Here is a 17,583-nt window from a genome sequence, read left to right on the forward strand (position 1 = left end):
AAGAGTTTTGGGTTTCAATTGATCTACGGTGACTTCCTCGCCCGCAGCGTGCGGGGCATCTCCTGCGCGCCACCCGCCGGTCTCAGCATTGCCAGCAACTAACGATCCGTTAATTGACCCGATAATGATGAGGCGCCAACCATGGCAGATTTATACGAAAACCCAATGGGCCTGATGGGCTTTGAATTCATCGAATTCGCATCGCCGAGCCCCAATACCCTGGAGCCGATCTTCGAGATCATGGGCTTCAGCAAAGTCGCGACCCACCGCTCCAAAGACGTGCACCTGTATCGCCAGGGCCAGATTAATCTGATCCTCAACAATGAACCCAACAGCGTCGCCTCGTACTTCGCGGCGGAGCACGGACCGTCGGTGTGCGGCATGGCGTTCCGGGTCAAGAATGCGCAGCAGGCGTTCGCCCGGGCCCTGGAACTTGGCGCCCAGCCAATCCATATCGAAACCGGCCCGATGGAACTGAATTTGCCTGCGATCAAAGGCATTGGCGGCGCGCCGCTGTACCTGATCGACCGTTTTGGCGAAGGCAGCTCGATCTATGACATCGACTTCGTGTTCATTGAAGGTGTTGACCGCAATCCGGTTGGCGCCGGCCTGAAAATCATCGATCACCTGACCCACAACGTGTATCGCGGGCGCATGGCGTACTGGGCGAACTTTTACGAGAAGCTGTTCAACTTCCGTGAAATCCGCTACTTCGACATCAAGGGTGAATACACCGGCCTGACCTCCAAAGCGATGACGGCACCGGACGGCATGATCCGCATCCCGTTGAACGAAGAGTCCTCCAGGGGCGCCGGGCAGATCGAAGAGTTCCTGATGCAGTTCAACGGCGAGGGCATCCAGCACGTTGCTTTTCTCAGCGATAACCTGATCGACACGTGGGATCGTCTGAAGACGATCGGCATGCGCTTCATGACCGCGCCGCCGGAAACCTACTACGAAATGCTCGAAGGCCGTTTGCCGAACCACGGCGAGCCGGTCGACCAACTGCAATCGCGCGGGATTTTGCTGGACGGTTCGTCCGAGTCGGGCGACAGGCGCCTGCTGTTGCAGATCTTCTCGGAAACCCTGATGGGCCCGGTGTTCTTCGAATTCATCCAGCGTAAAGGCGACGATGGGTTCGGCGAAGGCAACTTCAAGGCATTGTTCGAGTCGATCGAACGCGATCAGGTTCGTCGTGGAGTTTTGTCCACTGACTAAACCATTAGCGCTGTAAAAAACTGTGGGAGCGAGCCTGCTCTCACATTGTTTTGTGTGATCTTAGGGTTTGCGCTGCCGGACCAGATGTTTGAACCCCTCAAACATCAACACCAGCACCGCCATCCAGATCGGAATATACGTCAGCCATTCCCCGGCCTTGATGCTCTCCCCGAGCAGTAACGCAACGCCCAGCAACAACACCGGCTCTACATAACTCAGCAGTCCGAACAGGCTGAAAGGCAACAGCCGGCTGGCGATGATGTAGATCACCAGCGCCGAGGCACTGATCACGCCGAGAATCGGGATCAGCAACGACAGCCATGGATGCTGATCAAACACCCCGAAACCTTGATCGCCCGTTTGCACGAACCAGAAGGCCACGGGCAGCATCAATGCCATGTCCAGCCACAAACCACCCAGATTGTCTGCCGACAGGCGTTTGCGCACGATGAAATACGTCGGATAGCCCACGCAAACCAGCAAGGTCGCCCAGGAAAATCCACCGACCTGGTAGATCTCGTTGACCACGCCGAGGCAGGCAAAAAACACCGCGACTTTCTGTAGATAGGACAGGCGTTCACCGTAGGCGAGCCGACCGGTCAGGACCATGGTCAGCGGCAACAGGAAATAGCCGAGCGACACATCGAGGCTGTAGCCATTGAGCGGCGCCCACATGAACAACCAGAGCTGCACCCCAAGCAGGGCCGATGAAGCGATCAGGCCGGCCATCAATTTCGGCTGGGCGATGACTCGCCGGGCGATCTCGAGCGCGCGCTTCCATTCCCCGGACACCACCATGAACACGGTCATGCACGGTACGGTGAGGAGCATTCGCCAACCGAAAATTTCCACACCGCTCAACGGGGCGAGCAATGAAGTGTAGTAATACATGACGGCAAATAGCACCGAGGCTGACACCGAGAGAGCGATACCTTTAGACAAACTTTCCTCGCGAAACTGAGCGTGAAACGGTGGGCGGAGGATACGTGGTTTTCGCGACGACCAACCGATTAACACCGATCGTGTGAGAGCGTGGCTTGCCCGCGATGCAGGCGCTGCGGTGCGTCATTGAAACCGCATTGATGCCATCGCGGGCAAGCCACGCGCCCACAGGATTGTGTTTGTTCAGCCGTGACGGGGTTTACGCCCCGACACGAAATGGCCCACATCATTGAACCCCGGCGTCGACGAATGCCCCGGTATCACCAGCGAATCGATGAACGCCTCATCCTGCGCCGTGATCTTCACCGCTTGCGCCTTAGTGTAGGCGTCCCATTGTTCTTCGGTACGCGGTCCGACAATGGCCGAGGTGACGGCACCGTTGTTCAGCACCCAGGCGATCGCAAATTCGACGATGCCCACGCCACGACCCTGGGTGTATTCCTGGATCTGTTGAGCGATGCGCAAGGATTCCACGCGCCATTCGGTTTCCAGAATGCGTTTGTCGGCGCGTCCGGCACGGCTGTTGGCGTCCGGTTTCACGTCCGGCGCATATTTGCCGCTGAGTACGCCGCGCGCCAGCGGGCTGTAAGGCACCACGCCAAGACCGTAGTTGTACGCGGCGGTGATCTGCTCGGATTCGGCCTGACGGTTGACGATGTTGTACAGCGGCTGGCTGATGACGGGACGATCGACACCCAGTGCGTCCGCCACGCGAATGACCTCGGCGATGCGCCAGCCGCGATAATTCGACAGACCCCAATAGCGAATTTTGCCTTGGCGAATCAGGTCGCCGATGGCGGACACCGTAACCTCCAGCGGCGTGTTGTGGTCTTCGCGGTGCAGGTAATAGATGTCGACATAGTCGGTGCCCAGACGCGTCAGGCTGGCATCGATGCCATTGAAAACATGCTTGCGGCTTAAACCGCTGCGGTTCGGCACGCCGTCCACCGGGCCAAACCCGACCTTGGTGGCGAGCACCCATTCATGGCGGTTACCGGCAATCGCTTCACCGACAATTTCTTCAGAACGGCCCGCGGTGTAGACGTCGGCGGTGTCGATGAAATTGATGCCCTGATCCCAGGCCTTGTCGATGATCCGCAGGGAATCTTCGGTACTGGTCTGTTCGCCGAACATCATCGTGCCCAGGGTCAGAGTGGACACCTGTAGACCCGAATGACCCAGCGTGCGGTAGCTCATGAGGAAATCCTTTTACTGGAGGGAAAGAGTTAATCAAATACCAGAAACGTCCGGCGTATCAAAATGAAATATCGGCGCGCTTGCCAGCCAGTCGGGCGGTGCCGGGTGTGCGGCGTAGAACTCGCGCATCTTGCCCATGTCGCGTGCAAACCAGCTGTTGAGCCACATTCGGTACTGATGTTTAAAGCCGTCCTGGTGGATGGGATGAGCCAGGCTTTTCACCACGGCATGAGCCGCCATCATCCCCGACATGATCGCCTTGAGCACGCCATGGGAGGTGCCGGGATCGAGTATGGACGCGGCGTCACCCACCATGAAATAGCCGGGGCCGGCGCATTGCCGACAGGCGCGCCAGGTCACATCGGCACCACGCACTCTGGAGAAATCCTGCAAGTGCCCGAATTCCGCTGGCGGTTGCAGGTTCGATGGATGACCGTCGAAGTGCAAACGGGTCCAAGCATACGAGTCGGCTCCGATTCTTGCGATCCAGTACCAGCCATGCCTGTGCGCAACGATAGCGGGGGCGTCGTCGCAAACCGCAGAGTTTCCGTTGGCGTAACCGTAGGTCGCCAGCAATGGAGGTGAATACGCATGACGCTCCAATCCCAGTTGTCGCGCCAGCCATCCCCGCGCACCAGTGGCGTCGATCAACTGAGTGCAGTGGAAAACGCCCTTGTCAGTGTCCACGCCGACCACCGCAGTGTTGTTGCAAATAACCTTCAAGGCGCGGCACGGTCGGACAACGGCAACGCCTGATGCCTGAGCCCGGTTGAGTAACAAGCCGTCGAGCAGGCGTCGGGGAATCTGAAACCCGCGCCATGGGCCATCCGCATCACCGCCAAAGGCATTGAAGCGACGCGGCGACCCCCATTGCACCCAATTGCCGGAATGCCGAATGAAATTGCCCGGCAAAACCGGGTCGGCTATGCCTAGCTGCTGCAATAAAGGTTCGATGGCTGGCGGCAGCGTTTCGCCGGGGCGATCACGGCAAACCCTCGAGTGGTCAAGCAGCGCCACGCTCAATCCATGCTGCGCGCAAAAGATCGCCGCAGCGCTGCCGGCCGGGCCGGCGCCGATGATGACCACGTCATGGCTGGACAATGTAGCGCCCCTGCCAAGGGCCTTGCTCATGCTTGATCAACAATGATGCAGGACTGACAAACAGGAAATACAAGTCGATGACTTCGGCCCTGCGCTTGGTGAAATCAGCGGGAATCTGGCTCTGCATGGTGTAGCTGTAAATCTGATACGCATGCACGGGGGCGTCCAGTGTCATTCCTGTGGCTGACTCTGCCTTCTCCAACTCTTGATCCGGACGGGTGACTTTCTGGAAAGCCAGGACGGACCACGCTGCTTTTTCTGTTCGAGTCACGGCGCCTAGCGCTCCGAAGGCATTGTGCATCGACAAGATTCGCGCCTGATAATCCTCTGCTGTCGTGTGGGCCAGAAGACTGACCGATATCAGGTTGGCGAGGGCGTTTTTCGTGAGGTCGACGTGGTCGAAACTGGCGTACTCCACGAGCCGCTCACCGTTTACTTGGATCAGGCGCGGAGTGTTGACGCCATCGCATGCAAGTTGTTCGTTGTTCTGCAACGGTATGATCGAAATCCCTTTTTTCTCGGGCGCGTAGTTTCTTGACGAGTCCGGAGAAAGTACGGGCCAGTAGGCGCCAGTCGCATCACAAATCTTCATGTCATCCGTCAACGGGCTTCCCAACACGGAAGCGTCGAGCGATCGCGGGTTGAATCCGCCGCCCCATACGGGGGCCGCGCACCAGCCAGGGCTGAATGTGCCGGCTCCCGCGTCGGGTAAGCAGGTTTGCCTTTGTTGATGCGCAACTTCTGCGGTAGTGGCAGGCTCCGTTGCGTCAAGCGCGTGCGAAATGATCGCGGTAATGCCGTTGTCCTCCAGCGGGAAATGACCTCCGGGCAAACGGGTATTGCCCGCCATCCTGCGGTCGGCAAGCACCCTGAGGCTTTGTCCGAAAAAGGGCTCGGGAAGTTGCTGTTCAAGGCTCCACTCGAGCAGGCGTCGCGGCGTATACAGCGGGTAAAAACAAGGCGCCGAGACCAGTGAATACGCAGGCCAATGGCTCAGTCTGGCAGTGTCGAGGGCGGGGCAAGTCGCGCTGACCTGACCGTCGGCGGTATGGTCGATGAAATGCAAGGCGTTGTAGCCCCCGGCGTCGACAATGGCCTTCACATCACGCTCGTTATTCAGATCATGGAGGGACCCATCATGATTCTGTTTGAAGCGTCGATTAATGATGTAGCCCTGGTAATTGGGGGTTTGCGGGATCGAAAAAAATAGCCGCCCCCCCTTGTAGCGAGCTTCTTCCACCAGATGCGTCTTGGTGACCGGGGTTAACAGGCCGCTGCCGTAAATTTTCGGGTCGGCCCATTTGGCAAGATTCTTGGTGATGACAAACGGTTCGTTGGAGATGTCCGGTTCCCCCCACCCAGACCCGGGAAAGTTGCGATGGAACTGGCGGAGTTTTTCATTGATTTGAAAAAACTCCAGCTTCAGTTTCAGATCGACGCCGGCGATGCATTCTGGGCCGTCGAACAGTTTGTGCAGGGGCACCCAGAACTTGCGTGCATCGTCGCCGGATTGCACAGGCCAGGGTCCGAACTCGACAGCGTCACCGGCTTTCTGCATGGCGATGTAGGCGCTATACCGTGCCGGTATCACCCGGATCGCTTTGGGATTGCTGGTCACCCAGGGTAGAAACCCCCGACGCGCCGGGTCATAGCGCGGCGCGGCCGTCCCGACACGTGCGATGCCGGTGCGGGAAAAACACAGGTCGGCATGTTTCTTGTGGCCCGTATCCGGCCGAGGCCGGTATTCGACAGCAAAGACAACAATCGCCAGCGGTGTCCCGGGTCCGGCTTGTTGTTGCAAGCCGGGTATTGATGGCAGTCGTGAGCTGTAAACGTAATTCAGGACCGTTTCTATTTCGGCTGCGGTCGCAAACAGCGAAAACGCTTTGCCTCCCGGATCAGTCAATACATTGGGCGAGGCGAGGGCATGGAACAAAAGGCTGCGAGCCGGATTACCGGGTTCGATGCCCCGTAGTCCGGTCAGCGAGAAATCCTCAAACCCCTTGAGGGTTCGATCCACCGCTAACGTCTTGCCCAATTCTGCTGCTAATGGACGAGCCCTGATATCGAGCCCGTGGTGTAAGAAAAGCGTGTGCCAACCGTTATCAGTTGCCAGGCGCGCGCAAACGGCTTCTACGGCATTAATCAGACTCATTGAGTTTTCCTGCTCAAACTGAATTTGTTGACACAAACTCGGGCAGGCTCACATGCATGCAAAAGCGCCGATCCGAACATCGTTGTGACGTCGCTTGTCAGCCTAGTGCAGGAGAAGGGGGAGGCAAGATCGACTAGCAGTTCTGATAGGCGCCGGAGTTTCCGGCGCCAGGGGCATCACTGGTTACGTAAAGTTCGCGTCATGCGCAACGCCAGCAAGCTCCCGCAGACAATCACGCCCGCCAACAAGTACAACGCGGCATCGGTCGAACCGGTGCTGTCCTTGACCCAGCCGACGAGGTACGGGCTGAGGAATCCGGCCATCTGGCCCATGGAGTTGATCAGCGCCAGGCCACCGGCCGCGGCGCCGGCGCTCAGCAGCGCGGTTGGCACCGGCCAGAACATCGGCAGGCCGGTGAGGGCGCCCATGGTGGCGATGGTCAGGCCGAGAATGGCGATGGCGGGCGTGGTGGCGAAGTTCACTGCTATCAACAGGCCGACAGCGCCCATCAACATCGGCACCACGAGATGCCAGCGGCGTTCTTTGCGCAAGTCCGCCGAACGGCCCACCAGCAACATGAACACCGCCGCCAGCAGGTACGGAATCGCACTCAACCAGCCGATCACCAGGTTATCGCTAAAGCCCAGGTTCTTGATGATCGACGGCAGCCAGAAGTTGATCGCGTAGACGCCGCTCTGGATGCAGAAGTAGATCAGGCCGAAGGCCCAAATCACGGGATTCTTGAACACCGCCAGCAGTGAGTCAGTGGAGGTTTTCGGTTTGTTGGCCAGGTCTTCGGCGTGGTCGGCTTCCAGCACCGAACGCTCGAACGGCGTCAGCCATTTCGCGTTGGCGTAGCTGTCGCTGAGCAGGAAGTAGGCGAGGGCGCCGAGGATCACGGTCGGGATACCTTGCAACAGGAACATCCACTGCCAGCCGGCCAGACCGCCTTGGGCCGCGCCGAAGTGGTTGAGAATCCAGCCGGAAAACGGGCTGCCGAGCAAGCCTGACACCGGAATCGCCGACATGAACAGCGCCATGATGCGGCCACGGCGGAAGGTCGGGAACCACTGCGAAAGGTACAGCACCACGCCCGGGAAGAACCCGGCTTCGGCCGCGCCAGTGAACAGGCGCAAGGTGTAGAACCCGGTTGGCGTGGTGACGAACAACAGGCAGGTCGACAGCGTGCCCCAGACGATCATCATCAGCGCGATCCAGCGCCGTGGGCCGAATTTGGTCAGCGCCAGGTTGCTCGGCACGCCGCAGAGCACGTAGCCGATAAAGAAAATCCCGGCGCCGAGGCCGTACACGGTTTCGCTGAATTTCAGTGCGTCGAGCATCTGCAGCTTGGCAAATCCAACGTTCACCCGGTCGAGGTAGTTGAACAGGTAGCAGATGAAAATGAAGGGGATCAAACGCAGGGTGACGCGTTTGTAGACGGCGTTTATGTCGTCGACGACGGCCTGGGGTACGGCGGCGCTCTGGGACATGGCGGGCTCTCTCTTTATTATGATTTTTTGCGATGCAACGGGTAACGTTGACCGCCCAAAGAGTCTCGGCCACGCTCATGGCTGCTGTCTTTGTGCTTGAGCACAGGGTTTGCAATCAAGGCCTGTGCGGCTGAACAGTCACCCCTTCTAGGATCACCGTTATGTTCGAACTCGATCACGACCTGGCGCAGGACATCGTCGACCGGGCGATGGCCATCCTGCCGTACAACGTCAACGTCATGGACAGTCAGGGATTGATTCTCGGCAGCGGTGAACCGGAGCGGGTCAACACCCGGCACGAGGGCGCGCAACTGGTGCTGGCCAATGGGCGCGTGGTGGAAATCGATGCGCAAACGGCGCTCCACCTCAAGGGCGTACAACCGGGGATCAACCTGCCGCTGTTGCTTGATCAGCGTCTGATCGGCGTGCTCGGCATCACGGGTGAACCCGAGCAATTGCGCACCTATGCCGAACTGGTACGGATGACCGCCGAGATGCTGGTGGGCCAGCGCAATCAGCAGGCCGAGCAGCAATGGCGGCGGCAGCGTTGCGATGACTTGCTGGCGTTGCTGGTGAGCGAGGCCGGCGATTCGCCAAGGTTGATCGATGAAGCGCAACAGCTTGGGCTCAAACCGCAATTGACCCGTGTGCCTTACTTGTTCGAACTGGGCACGGAACACGGCCCGGGGCAGACGGTCGAGGCACTGGGTGCCTGGCTGACCTCACGTTACCCGGACAGTTGGTGCGTGAGTTCGGCCACGTCTTCGTTGCTGTGGTGTCGACCGGCGAACCAGGCAATCGAGAATGATCGCTTGCTGGAAAAGCTCGACGGCCTCGGCTGGAATATCTTGCGCATCGCCGTGGGTGGGCAGGCGGATGGACTGGCAGGGCTGCGTCGGTGTTATCGGCGCGTCGGCGACTTGCTGGCCTACGGGCGCGATGTGCTGCCGCATTCAAGGCTGCTGACGCTCACCCGTTATCGACTGCCGGTGATGCTCTGGCGGCACCGCAATGACGACGCGCTGGATGAGCTGCTTAAACCCCTGCGCAAAGTCATCGCCAAGGACGGCAACGGGCAGTTGCTGGCGACGTTGCGCAGTTGGTGCGATCACGACGGCCAGAGCCAGGCCTGCGCCGATGCGCTGGGGATTCATCGCAACAGCTTGCGTTATCGCATGGAGCGCATTGCCGAACTGAGCGGCGTCGATCCGTTGCGCCTGGACGGCATGCTGGCTCTCTACCTCGGCGTCCAGCTCCTCCCCGCTGACCGATCCGATCCCGTAAACAACACATTCCCCTCTAGGAGCCGGCTTGCTGGCGATTGAATCAACGCGGTACTCCGGAGGAAGCGCGTCGTCCCTATCGCCAGCAAGCCGGTTCCTACAAGGATGTGGGCAAATCTTCAGGTTTTGTCAAAATGAACAATAATCCTTTGTGTCACTTGTGCACGGGACCGGCGTTATTGTTCACCCCTGCTGGCAGCATGAGGGCATTGCAACTGGAGAATTCCCATGAAAATCGTCATCGCCCCCGATTCGTTCAAGGACAGCCTCTGCGCCCAGGGCGTGGCCGATGCCATTGCCCTCGGCCTGGCCGAAGTCTGGCCCGACGCACAGTTGGTGAAATGCCCGATGGCCGATGGTGGGGAAGGGACGGTCGAGTCGATTCTGGCGGCGTGCGAAGGGCAATTGCGACGAATCAATGTGCGCGGGCCGCTGGGTACACGCGTCGATGCTGCGTGGGGCTGGTTGCCCCACAGTCACACCGCGATTATCGAAATGGCCGAGGCCAGCGGTTTGCAGTTAGTGCCGGTCGATCAGCGCGATGCCTGCAACAGCAGCACCTTCGGCACCGGAGAATTGATCCGCGCCGCTCTCGACGAAGGCGCGCAGCGAATCATTCTGGCGATTGGCGGCAGTGCCACCAACGACGGCGGTGCCGGCGCGATGCAAGCCTTGGGCGTGAAACTGCTGGATGCTCAGGGTCAGACCCTGGCGCCGGGAGGTCTCGCACTCCAACAGCTGTTTCGCATTGACCTGAACGAACTCGATCCGCGACTGGCGAGGGTGCGCTTCGACATTGCCGCCGACGTCGACAACCCACTCTGCGGCCCTCACGGTGCGTCGGCGATTTTCGGCCCGCAGAAGGGCGCTTCGCCTGAACAAGTGCAGCAACTCGATCACGCCCTCGGGCACTTCGCCGAGCACTGCGCGCACGTGCTCGACAACGATGTACGCGACGAACCGGGCAGTGGCGCGGCGGGTGGTCTGGGCTTTGCCGCCAAGGCGTTTCTCGGCGCGCAGTTCAAGGCCGGGGTAGACGTGGTTGCCGAACTGGTCGGGCTGGCTGACGCGGTCAAGGACGCCGATCTGGTGATCACCGGCGAAGGCCGTTTCGATGCGCAGACCCTGCGTGGCAAGACACCGTTTGGCGTAGCGCGGATCGCCCGGCAACACGGCGTGCCGGTGATCGTCATCGCCGGCACCTTGGGCGAGGGTTATCAAGCGCTGTACGCGCACGGCATCGATGCCGCGTTCGCCCTGGCGAGCGGACCAATGTCACTGGAGCAAGCCTGCACCGAGGCGCCGCGGCTGTTGCGCGAACGCGCAAGCGACATCGCCCGGGTCTGGCGAATGGCAACACGCAAATCCTGAATCCAACATCACCCTGTAGGAGCCGGCTTGCTGGCGATCAATTCAACGCCGTGAATCTGGCACATCGCCAGCAGCCGCTCCTACAACTGTTTGAATATAGTTGAAAAAATTCTCGCAGAAATGTTCAAGCCCCGCCGATATAGCCAATAGGCGCGCACCAGATTCAACAGCGGTGGCGCCAAGCTGACGGCCGCGCTACAACGCTCGTCCGCCAGCGACCATGGCAAGGATGCTCGCCGCCTCAATCACCGAGTATTCTTCTATGTCCCTGCGTAATTTGAACATCGCGCCCCGAGCTTTCCTGGGTTTCGCCTTTATCGCCTTGCTGGTCATCGTGCTCGGCGTGTTTGCCGTGAATCGCATGACGATCATTCGCCAGGCGTCGGTGGACATGGGTTCGACGCAACTGCCCAGCGTCGGCTTCCTCGGCAATGTCACCGAAAATATCCTGCGCATGCGCATTCTGTCGTTCCGTATTCTGGTCAACCGCGAGCCGGCGAGTCTGCAAGAGGCCGAAACCCGCATCGGTGTGCTGACCGACAAAGTGCGCAAGGCTCAGGCCAGCTACGCCGCGTTGCCGATGGGCCCGGAGGAAGCCGCGGTGTACAAAACATTCACCACGACGCTGGACAATTACATGCAGGCGCAGCGGGAAATGATGGACCTGTCGCGGCAGAACAAAGTCGATGAGATGCGCACCTTGATCAACACCCGGATCAAGGACGGCACCGATCAGATGGGCGAGCAACTCAACCGGTTGGTGACGTTCAACATCGACGGCTCCAAAGCCGCGGGTCTGGTCGCCGAAGACAACTACAACACCGCCGTGAATGGAATCATCGCGGTGTCAGTCGTGGCGTCCCTCTTGACCGTGCTGCTCGCCTGGCTGCTGACCCGCAGCATCGTCACACCTTTGAACCGTGCGGTGCAGGCTGCGGAAACCATCGCCAGCGGCAACCTGAGCAAAGCCATCGAGGTCGACGGCAAGGATGAACCGGCTCGCTTGCTCGGCGCCTTGTCCACCATGCAGAGCAACTTGCGCCAAACCATCGAGCAGATCGCCGGTTCCGCCACGCAACTGGGCGCCGCCGCCGAAGAACTCAGCACTGTTACGCAAGAAGCGTCCCGTGGACTGCAACAGCAAAACAACGAAATCGAACAGGCCGCCACCGCGGTCAACGAAATGACCGCTGCCGTGGAAGAAGTGGCCCGCAATGCGGTGTCGACCTCCGAAGCCTCGAACCAGTCAACCCAGGCGGCGCGTGAAGGGCGCGACCGTGTGGTGGAAACCGTCGATGCAATCCAGACGATGACCCAGGACGTGCAAAACACCTCGGTGATGATCGAAGGCCTGGCGACTCAGGGCCGCGATATCGGCAAGGTGCTGGACGTGATCCGCGCCATCGCCGAACAGACCAATCTGCTGGCCCTCAACGCGGCAATCGAGGCGGCTCGCGCCGGTGAAGCCGGGCGTGGTTTTGCGGTGGTGGCCGACGAGGTTCGGGCGCTGGCCCATCGCACCGCGCAATCGACGCAGGAAATCGAGAAGATGGTCGCCGGCATTCAAAACGGCACCGGCAACGCGGTCTCGTCGATGCAGCAAAGCAATCAGCGCACCCAAAGCACACTGGAGATGGCCCGTGCGGCGGGCGTGGCGCTGGAGCAGATCACCCAGTCGATCCACCTGATCAACGAACGCAACCTGGTGATTGCCAGCGCGTCCGAGGAACAGGCGCAAGTGTCACGCGAAGTGGATCGTAACCTGGTGAACATCCGCGACCTGGCCATTCAGTCCGCCGCCGGTGCCAACCAGACCAGCGCCGCCACCCACGAACTGTCACGCCTGGCAGTGGATTTGAATGCGCTGGTGGCGCGGTTTGTGATCTGATGCCGCTTCCTGTAGATGCCGCTTCCTGTAGAAGCGAGCTTGCTCGCGAAGGACGTGAACGATAACGCCTGCTATTTGAAAACATGGCCCGTGGGTTTTTCGCGAGCAGGCTCGCTCCCACAGAGACTCGGGCCAAGGCGCAATTTTCAGGGTGTACCTGTCAACTATGACAGTTACGGATTTGGAAATAGTGGTGCTTAATCCGTCCCAGGCCCCGGGGTATAGATCGTAGGGATGGATACCATGTTTCCCTCGCAGTGTTCGGACCGCCGCACAGCCTCCATAGCCATGCCTGCACGCATGGCAATTTCCGAATCTGTGGAGAGCAACGAACATGACCATCATGCAGAACAATCAAAGCTCAAAAACCGTCCGGGATGCGTATCGCAAAGTACGCATCCAGCGCAATCTGGCGCGTGCGGCGAAGGCAGCCGATGACTTGCCGGTGGGAACCCTTGCGGACATCGTCGATGCGAGCGACAACCTGTTGAATGGCCCGATCATCAAAAACGCGGGTATGGCAAAGTTGAGCATCCCGATTTGGGGGGATACGGGCACCATTGCGGGGGACGACCAGGTCATCAGACTGTACATCGCGCGCGGGCACATCGTTGATCCCGACGATGCGGCATTCGGCGCACCCATCATCACGAAGAATTTGACGTTCCCTTTTGCAGCCACCTGGGATCCGAATTTTGAATTGCCATTGAATACGATCCAGCCCAACGGACCGTATACCCTCAAACACGAGGTGCTCCTTCACAACAACACGCTCGCCAAGAGCCCGCTGCTCCAGTTCACCACTGATATTACCGCCCCGTATGAGCTGGCCACGCCGCCTGAGCCCAAGGCCATGACGTTTGCCATCACGGAAATTGACGACACCAACAGCTCTGCCGTGTCGGGTGTGATTCCGGTTTACGCTGACAATGCGCCCGAAGATAAATACGTCTACTGGTTCGCCAAAGACCCGCTGCCTGATGACCCCTCGACCCTTCCCCCTGTCACGGTTCCTGTCGATGTTCCGGCCAACCGGACTGTCATCATTCCGAAAGCCTATATCGATGCCCAAGGCGATGGCATTTATTACTCGCTCCACGCGCTGATCGACAGGGCGCACAATCGAAGCGCTCTCTCGGGTTTTACCCGCTTTATCGTCACCTTGGGCGGGCTGCCGAGCGCGCTGCAAAAACCAGTGATCCCGGCGGCGACCGGGGGAGTCGTGGTCAATCTCGAAACCGCCACGGATGGGGTCATCGTTGAATATCGCTACACAGGCTGGAAGTCAGGCGACAAGATTGTCGCGAAGCTGGGCGGGATTTCCTTGCTGGAATTTTTTGCACAGGAGGGTGGCTATGCCGAAGCGCTGATTCCGCCTGCCACGTTGTTGGCCGCCTACAAGGCTGCCACCGGCACGTCCGAAAAAACGCTGAAAGTTGAGTATTCGGTCGACCGACTCGGACGGAAGTTTGGCCTGGAAGAAGAAGATTTCAAGGCGAACTTCACACTCATCGGTACGCCGCTGGATCCGTGGCCTGACTTTCCGAATCCGACCAACCCCAATCTGCTGGCCGGGGTGGCGAAGGGCTCGACTGTTGACAACGTGCTGGTCGAGGCCGATGCCGACAAACCGTTCAAATTTGAATTCAAGGTGTATGACCCGGTCGCCGCCGGTCAAAAAGTGAAAATCTACTGGATGGGCAAGCATGTCCCGGAAGCGGATCACACGATGACCACGGAGGCCGCGGGCGACACCGTGACAAAAGATATCCCTTGGAGCTACGTCGTTGAAACCGATAACGGGTCCGGCAGGGCGATGCATTACAGCATTGGTGATCCCACGGTCACGCCGAACTGGCAGAACTCGGTCAAAAACCTGGTGAATGTAAACGATGCCATTGTGCTGAAACCCGATGCGCCGACGCTCCCGCATCTCGCTGGGCGATGGCTCAACTGCGACTCACTTCAAGGGGCGGACCACCACATCCAGGTGGACGTTCCCGACCTGTCGAAATGGCTGGCGGTAGGGGGCAAGGTAGAGATGTCCTGGGAACTGTTCGAAGGGCGAGTCGACCTTGGCAAGGAGATTGTCGACACGCTGTTCGAGGAAGAGATAACGCTGACTGACGCGACGGGGGCGTTTCCGGTGAGCGGTTTCGCGTGGAAGGTGACGCCATACGCCGATTACATTGCGCCCTCCTATAACCCTCCCGCCCATTCCGATGCCACTGCGGTGGTCACCTACTCGTTCACGTTCAACAGCAAGACCGTGACATCCAAACAGGCATTGCCGTGGCTTGGGATGTTCAATGGCAGCGGGTCATGCCCGATCCCTTGATCCGACAGATCAATCCGGCGACATCCCTCGGCGCATCAGCGGCGGGCGGTGTCGCAGGCTGGTTTCATGAGCCGCACCACACGCCTTGTGCGGTCGGCATTTAAGGGAAATCAGCGCGCACTTCGGATTAGTCCTACATAAACCTCGGAGGGCTCTCTGTAGTCTCGCCGCCTTTGTAAGTGCCGACGACTTTGTTTGTAGGAAGTTGGCCTACCGATAGTTGATCAATCGAGGGTGTACCTGGACATGTGGGCAATCAATGCATTCAATCTGAATCCATTAACGCGAGCCGTGAAATTCGTCAGCCTGGCGCCGCTGTTGCTGCTGGCTCAACAAGCCGCGGCAGTGCCGATCGATGGCGTCGTCAAAGACATCGATCAAAACACCCGGCCGGACAGTTATACGCTGACCAACGGTGCCACCCTGAACGCCAGTTCCGCCAACACCCAGCAGATTGCGGCCAGAACCGGGTCCGCGGTCAATCTCAACGGCGGAACCGTCAATGCGACCGGATCGGCGATCGGGCTGCAGCTGATTGATAGCAGCGCGCAGATCAATGGCACGCGGATCACCAGTAATTCCACGGGCCTGCAGCTGGCCGAGACCACCACCGGCGCGGGTTCGACAGCGACGGTTAACAACGCGGATATCAGTGGCGCAGACAGGGGCGTGGCGCTCAGCGCGAAGAGTACGCTGACCCTGCTCAACAGCACGGTAAACGGCACGGGGGCGAACGGGGTTGGTCTGCAGATGTTCGACGGGACGGTATCGGCGGTAGGCAGTACCATCATCGGCACCGCAAACGGTATTCAAATTCGCGAAGATGCGGGGCATGCTGGCGGTAGCGTTTTGAATCTGGACAGCACCCGGGTTGAGGGGGTGAACGGTTCGGCCATCCTGGTCAATGGCGGCAACGCCGACATTTCAGCCCGTAATGGAACGACGCTGACCGGTAGCAATGGTGCGCTGCTGGACGTCAGAAACGGTGGCTCGGCGAATCTCTCCGTGAGTGACGGCAACACCCACCTGGTGGGTGATGTCATCGTCGAGTCTGGCAGCACGGCCAACGTCAAACTGGACAATGCCGCCACGTTGACCGGGCGCCTGGAGAATGTGCAAAGCCTTGCCATTAACAATGACGCACGTTGGGTGATGGTCGGCGATGGCAGTGTCGAACACCTGGCACTGAACGGCGGCGGTGTGCAGTTCGGCAATCCCGGCGAGTTTTTCAAGCTGCAGGTGGGCGAGTTGTCGGGCACCGGCGGCACCTTCTATATGCACAACAATTTCACCACCGGCCAGATCGATACGTTGACCGTCACCGGGAACGCCACTGGCAATCATTCGGTAGCGCTCGACAGCAGCGGTTCGGAGCCGACGGCGGCGGGTTCACGGCCCGTGGTCGAAATTGGCAGCGGCGATGCAACATTTGCGCTGAAGGGCGGTGCCGTGAGCCTGGGCGCTTACGATTACGACCTCATCAAGCAAGGTAACAACCAATGGGTGCTGAACACGGCCACGCGTTCCATCAGCCCCGGGACGCAGTCGGTCATGGCGCTGTTCAGTGCGGCGCCGACAGTCTGGTACGGCGAACTCAGCACCTTGCGCAGTCGCATGGGTGAAGTGCGCATGGACCATGGCAAGGCGGGTGGCTGGGTGCGTGCCTACGGTAATAAATACGATGTGAGCGACAGGGCAGGCACCGCGTATCAGCAAACCCAGCAAGGCGTGTCGTTCGGTGCCGATGCGCCATTGCCGATGGGCGATGGGCGATGGTTGGTCGGCCTGTTGGGCGGCTACAGCAAGTCCGATCTGGACATGAGCCGTGGCACCAGCGGTGAAGTCGATAGTTACTACCTCGGTGCCTACACCACTTGGTTGAACGAAAAAGGCTACTACGCAGACGCGGTCATCAAACTCAACCGTTTCCAGAACTCGTCCGACGTACGCCTCAGCGACGGCAGGAAGACCAAGGGCGAATACGATAACAACGGAGTCGGTGCGTCCGTGGAGTTCGGTCGCCACATCAAGCTGGATCGCGGGTATTTCGTCGAGCCGTACACTCAATTGTCCGCAGTGGTCATCGAGGGCGCCGATTACACGCTGGATAACGGAATGACTGCCGAAGGCGATCGTGCGCGCTCACTGCTCGGTAAAATCGGCGCCACGGCCGGCCGCAACTTTACCCTGGGCAAGGATTATGAGGTACAGCCGTATGTGCGTGCGGCCTATGTGCATGAGTTTGCCACCAACAGTGATGTCGAGGTGAACCGCAACGTGTTCAATACGGACCTGTCAGGTTCTCGTGGTGAACTGGGAGCAGGCTTTGCCGTCAAGACCAGCGAAAACACTTCGATGCATGTGGATCTCGAATACAGCAATGGCGACAAAATCGAGCAGCCCTGGGGCGCCAACATAGGCATGCGCTACAGCTGGTAACCCGCAGCGACCAGGATTGGTGGGTACGAAAAAATGCAGTCACATTCGATGTGACTGCATTTTTTTTTGTTGCAAATTCGACCCGAAAAAACGGCCTGACCTGTCAGGTTTGACAGTATACGGGCACCTGGTTTTGGAGGTTAATAAGCACTGTTCACACT

Annotated in this window: 11 protein-coding genes and 1 pseudogene; 7 read left to right on the plus strand and 5 right to left on the minus strand. The window is 59.3% G+C overall.

The window, feature by feature from the left end; all coding sequences use genetic code 11:
• The first annotated feature begins 141 nt into the window (after positions 1-141).
• The gene (gene hppD / locus ACYZT4_RS05365; protein WP_461985848.1) at positions 142-1,218 is read left to right on the plus strand and encodes a 4-hydroxyphenylpyruvate dioxygenase; all 1,077 of its coding nucleotides are present in this window, start codon (positions 142-144) and stop codon (positions 1,216-1,218) included.
• A 60-nt stretch (positions 1,219-1,278) separates the two neighbouring features.
• On the opposite strand, the gene rarD is transcribed toward hppD, so the two are convergent.
• From rarD to ACYZT4_RS05390, 5 genes are all read right to left on the minus strand, one after another.
• Positions 1,279-2,160, minus strand: a complete 882-nt coding sequence (gene rarD / locus ACYZT4_RS05370; RefSeq protein ID WP_461985850.1) for an EamA family transporter RarD — start codon at positions 2,158-2,160, stop codon at positions 1,279-1,281.
• 183 nt (positions 2,161-2,343) lie between these two features.
• Positions 2,344-3,357 carry an aldo/keto reductase gene (locus tag ACYZT4_RS05375; RefSeq protein ID WP_461985851.1) on the minus strand — a complete coding sequence of 338 codons (1,014 nt, stop codon included), beginning with the start codon at positions 3,355-3,357 and terminating at the stop codon, positions 2,344-2,346.
• 33 nt (positions 3,358-3,390) lie between these two features.
• On the minus strand, positions 3,391-4,488 hold the full coding sequence (locus ACYZT4_RS05380; protein ID WP_461985853.1) for an NAD(P)/FAD-dependent oxidoreductase: 1,098 nt from the start codon (positions 4,486-4,488) through the stop codon (positions 3,391-3,393).
• The gene (locus ACYZT4_RS05385) at positions 4,445-6,613 is read right to left on the minus strand and encodes a hypothetical protein (RefSeq protein ID WP_461985855.1); all 2,169 of its coding nucleotides are present in this window, start codon (positions 6,611-6,613) and stop codon (positions 4,445-4,447) included. The genes ACYZT4_RS05380 and ACYZT4_RS05385 overlap by 44 nt, the downstream gene beginning before the upstream one ends.
• Positions 6,614-6,789: 176 nt before the next feature.
• Positions 6,790-8,103 carry an MFS transporter gene (locus ACYZT4_RS05390; RefSeq protein WP_461985856.1) on the minus strand — a complete coding sequence of 438 codons (1,314 nt, stop codon included), beginning with the start codon at positions 8,101-8,103 and terminating at the stop codon, positions 6,790-6,792.
• A gap of 161 nt (positions 8,104-8,264) precedes the next feature.
• On the opposite strand from ACYZT4_RS05390, the gene ACYZT4_RS05395 reads away from it, so the two are divergent.
• The 6 genes and pseudogenes from ACYZT4_RS05395 to ACYZT4_RS05420 all read left to right on the plus strand — a co-directional run bounded on the left by ACYZT4_RS05395 (position 8,265) and on the right by ACYZT4_RS05420 (position 17,422).
• Complete coding sequence (locus ACYZT4_RS05395; protein WP_461985858.1) at positions 8,265-9,428, plus strand: sugar diacid recognition domain-containing protein; 1,164 nt, start codon at positions 8,265-8,267, stop codon at positions 9,426-9,428.
• A 186-nt stretch (positions 9,429-9,614) separates the two neighbouring features.
• Positions 9,615-10,757 carry a glycerate kinase gene (locus tag ACYZT4_RS05400; protein ID WP_461985860.1) on the plus strand — a complete coding sequence of 381 codons (1,143 nt, stop codon included), beginning with the start codon at positions 9,615-9,617 and terminating at the stop codon, positions 10,755-10,757.
• 262 nt (positions 10,758-11,019) lie between these two features.
• Positions 11,020-11,499, plus strand: a pseudogene (locus tag ACYZT4_RS05405) (MCP four helix bundle domain-containing protein); the annotation flags it as partial.
• 30 nt (positions 11,500-11,529) lie between these two features.
• Complete coding sequence (locus ACYZT4_RS05410) at positions 11,530-12,645, plus strand: methyl-accepting chemotaxis protein (RefSeq protein WP_461988558.1); 1,116 nt, start codon at positions 11,530-11,532, stop codon at positions 12,643-12,645.
• 334 nt (positions 12,646-12,979) lie between these two features.
• Positions 12,980-14,983, plus strand: coding sequence for a hypothetical protein (locus ACYZT4_RS05415; RefSeq protein ID WP_461985862.1), 2,004 nt, complete (start codon positions 12,980-12,982; stop codon positions 14,981-14,983).
• Between the two features lie 246 nt (positions 14,984-15,229).
• Complete coding sequence (locus ACYZT4_RS05420; protein ID WP_461985864.1) at positions 15,230-17,422, plus strand: autotransporter outer membrane beta-barrel domain-containing protein; 2,193 nt, start codon at positions 15,230-15,232, stop codon at positions 17,420-17,422.
• The last annotated feature ends 161 nt before the right edge of the window (positions 17,423-17,583 follow it).

The organism is Pseudomonas sp. GB2N2 (assembly GCF_054897705.1).

Coding starts and splice junctions, on each gene's coding strand:
- hppD (WP_461985848.1), top strand. CDS start 142: ATGGCAGATTTATACGAAAACCCAATGGGCCTGATGGGCTTTGAATTC.
- ACYZT4_RS05375 (WP_461985851.1), bottom strand. CDS start 3,357: ATGAGCTACCGCACGCTGGGTCATTCGGGTCTACAGGTGTCCACTCTG.
- ACYZT4_RS05380 (WP_461985853.1), bottom strand. CDS start 4,488: ATGAGCAAGGCCCTTGGCAGGGGCGCTACATTGTCCAGCCATGACGTG.
- ACYZT4_RS05385 (WP_461985855.1), bottom strand. CDS start 6,613: ATGAGTCTGATTAATGCCGTAGAAGCCGTTTGCGCGCGCCTGGCAACT.
- ACYZT4_RS05390 (WP_461985856.1), bottom strand. CDS start 8,103: ATGTCCCAGAGCGCCGCCGTACCCCAGGCCGTCGTCGACGACATAAAC.
- ACYZT4_RS05395 (WP_461985858.1), top strand. CDS start 8,265: ATGTTCGAACTCGATCACGACCTGGCGCAGGACATCGTCGACCGGGCG.
- ACYZT4_RS05400 (WP_461985860.1), top strand. CDS start 9,615: ATGAAAATCGTCATCGCCCCCGATTCGTTCAAGGACAGCCTCTGCGCC.
- ACYZT4_RS05415 (WP_461985862.1), top strand. CDS start 12,980: ATGACCATCATGCAGAACAATCAAAGCTCAAAAACCGTCCGGGATGCG.
- ACYZT4_RS05420 (WP_461985864.1), top strand. CDS start 15,230: ATGTGGGCAATCAATGCATTCAATCTGAATCCATTAACGCGAGCCGTG.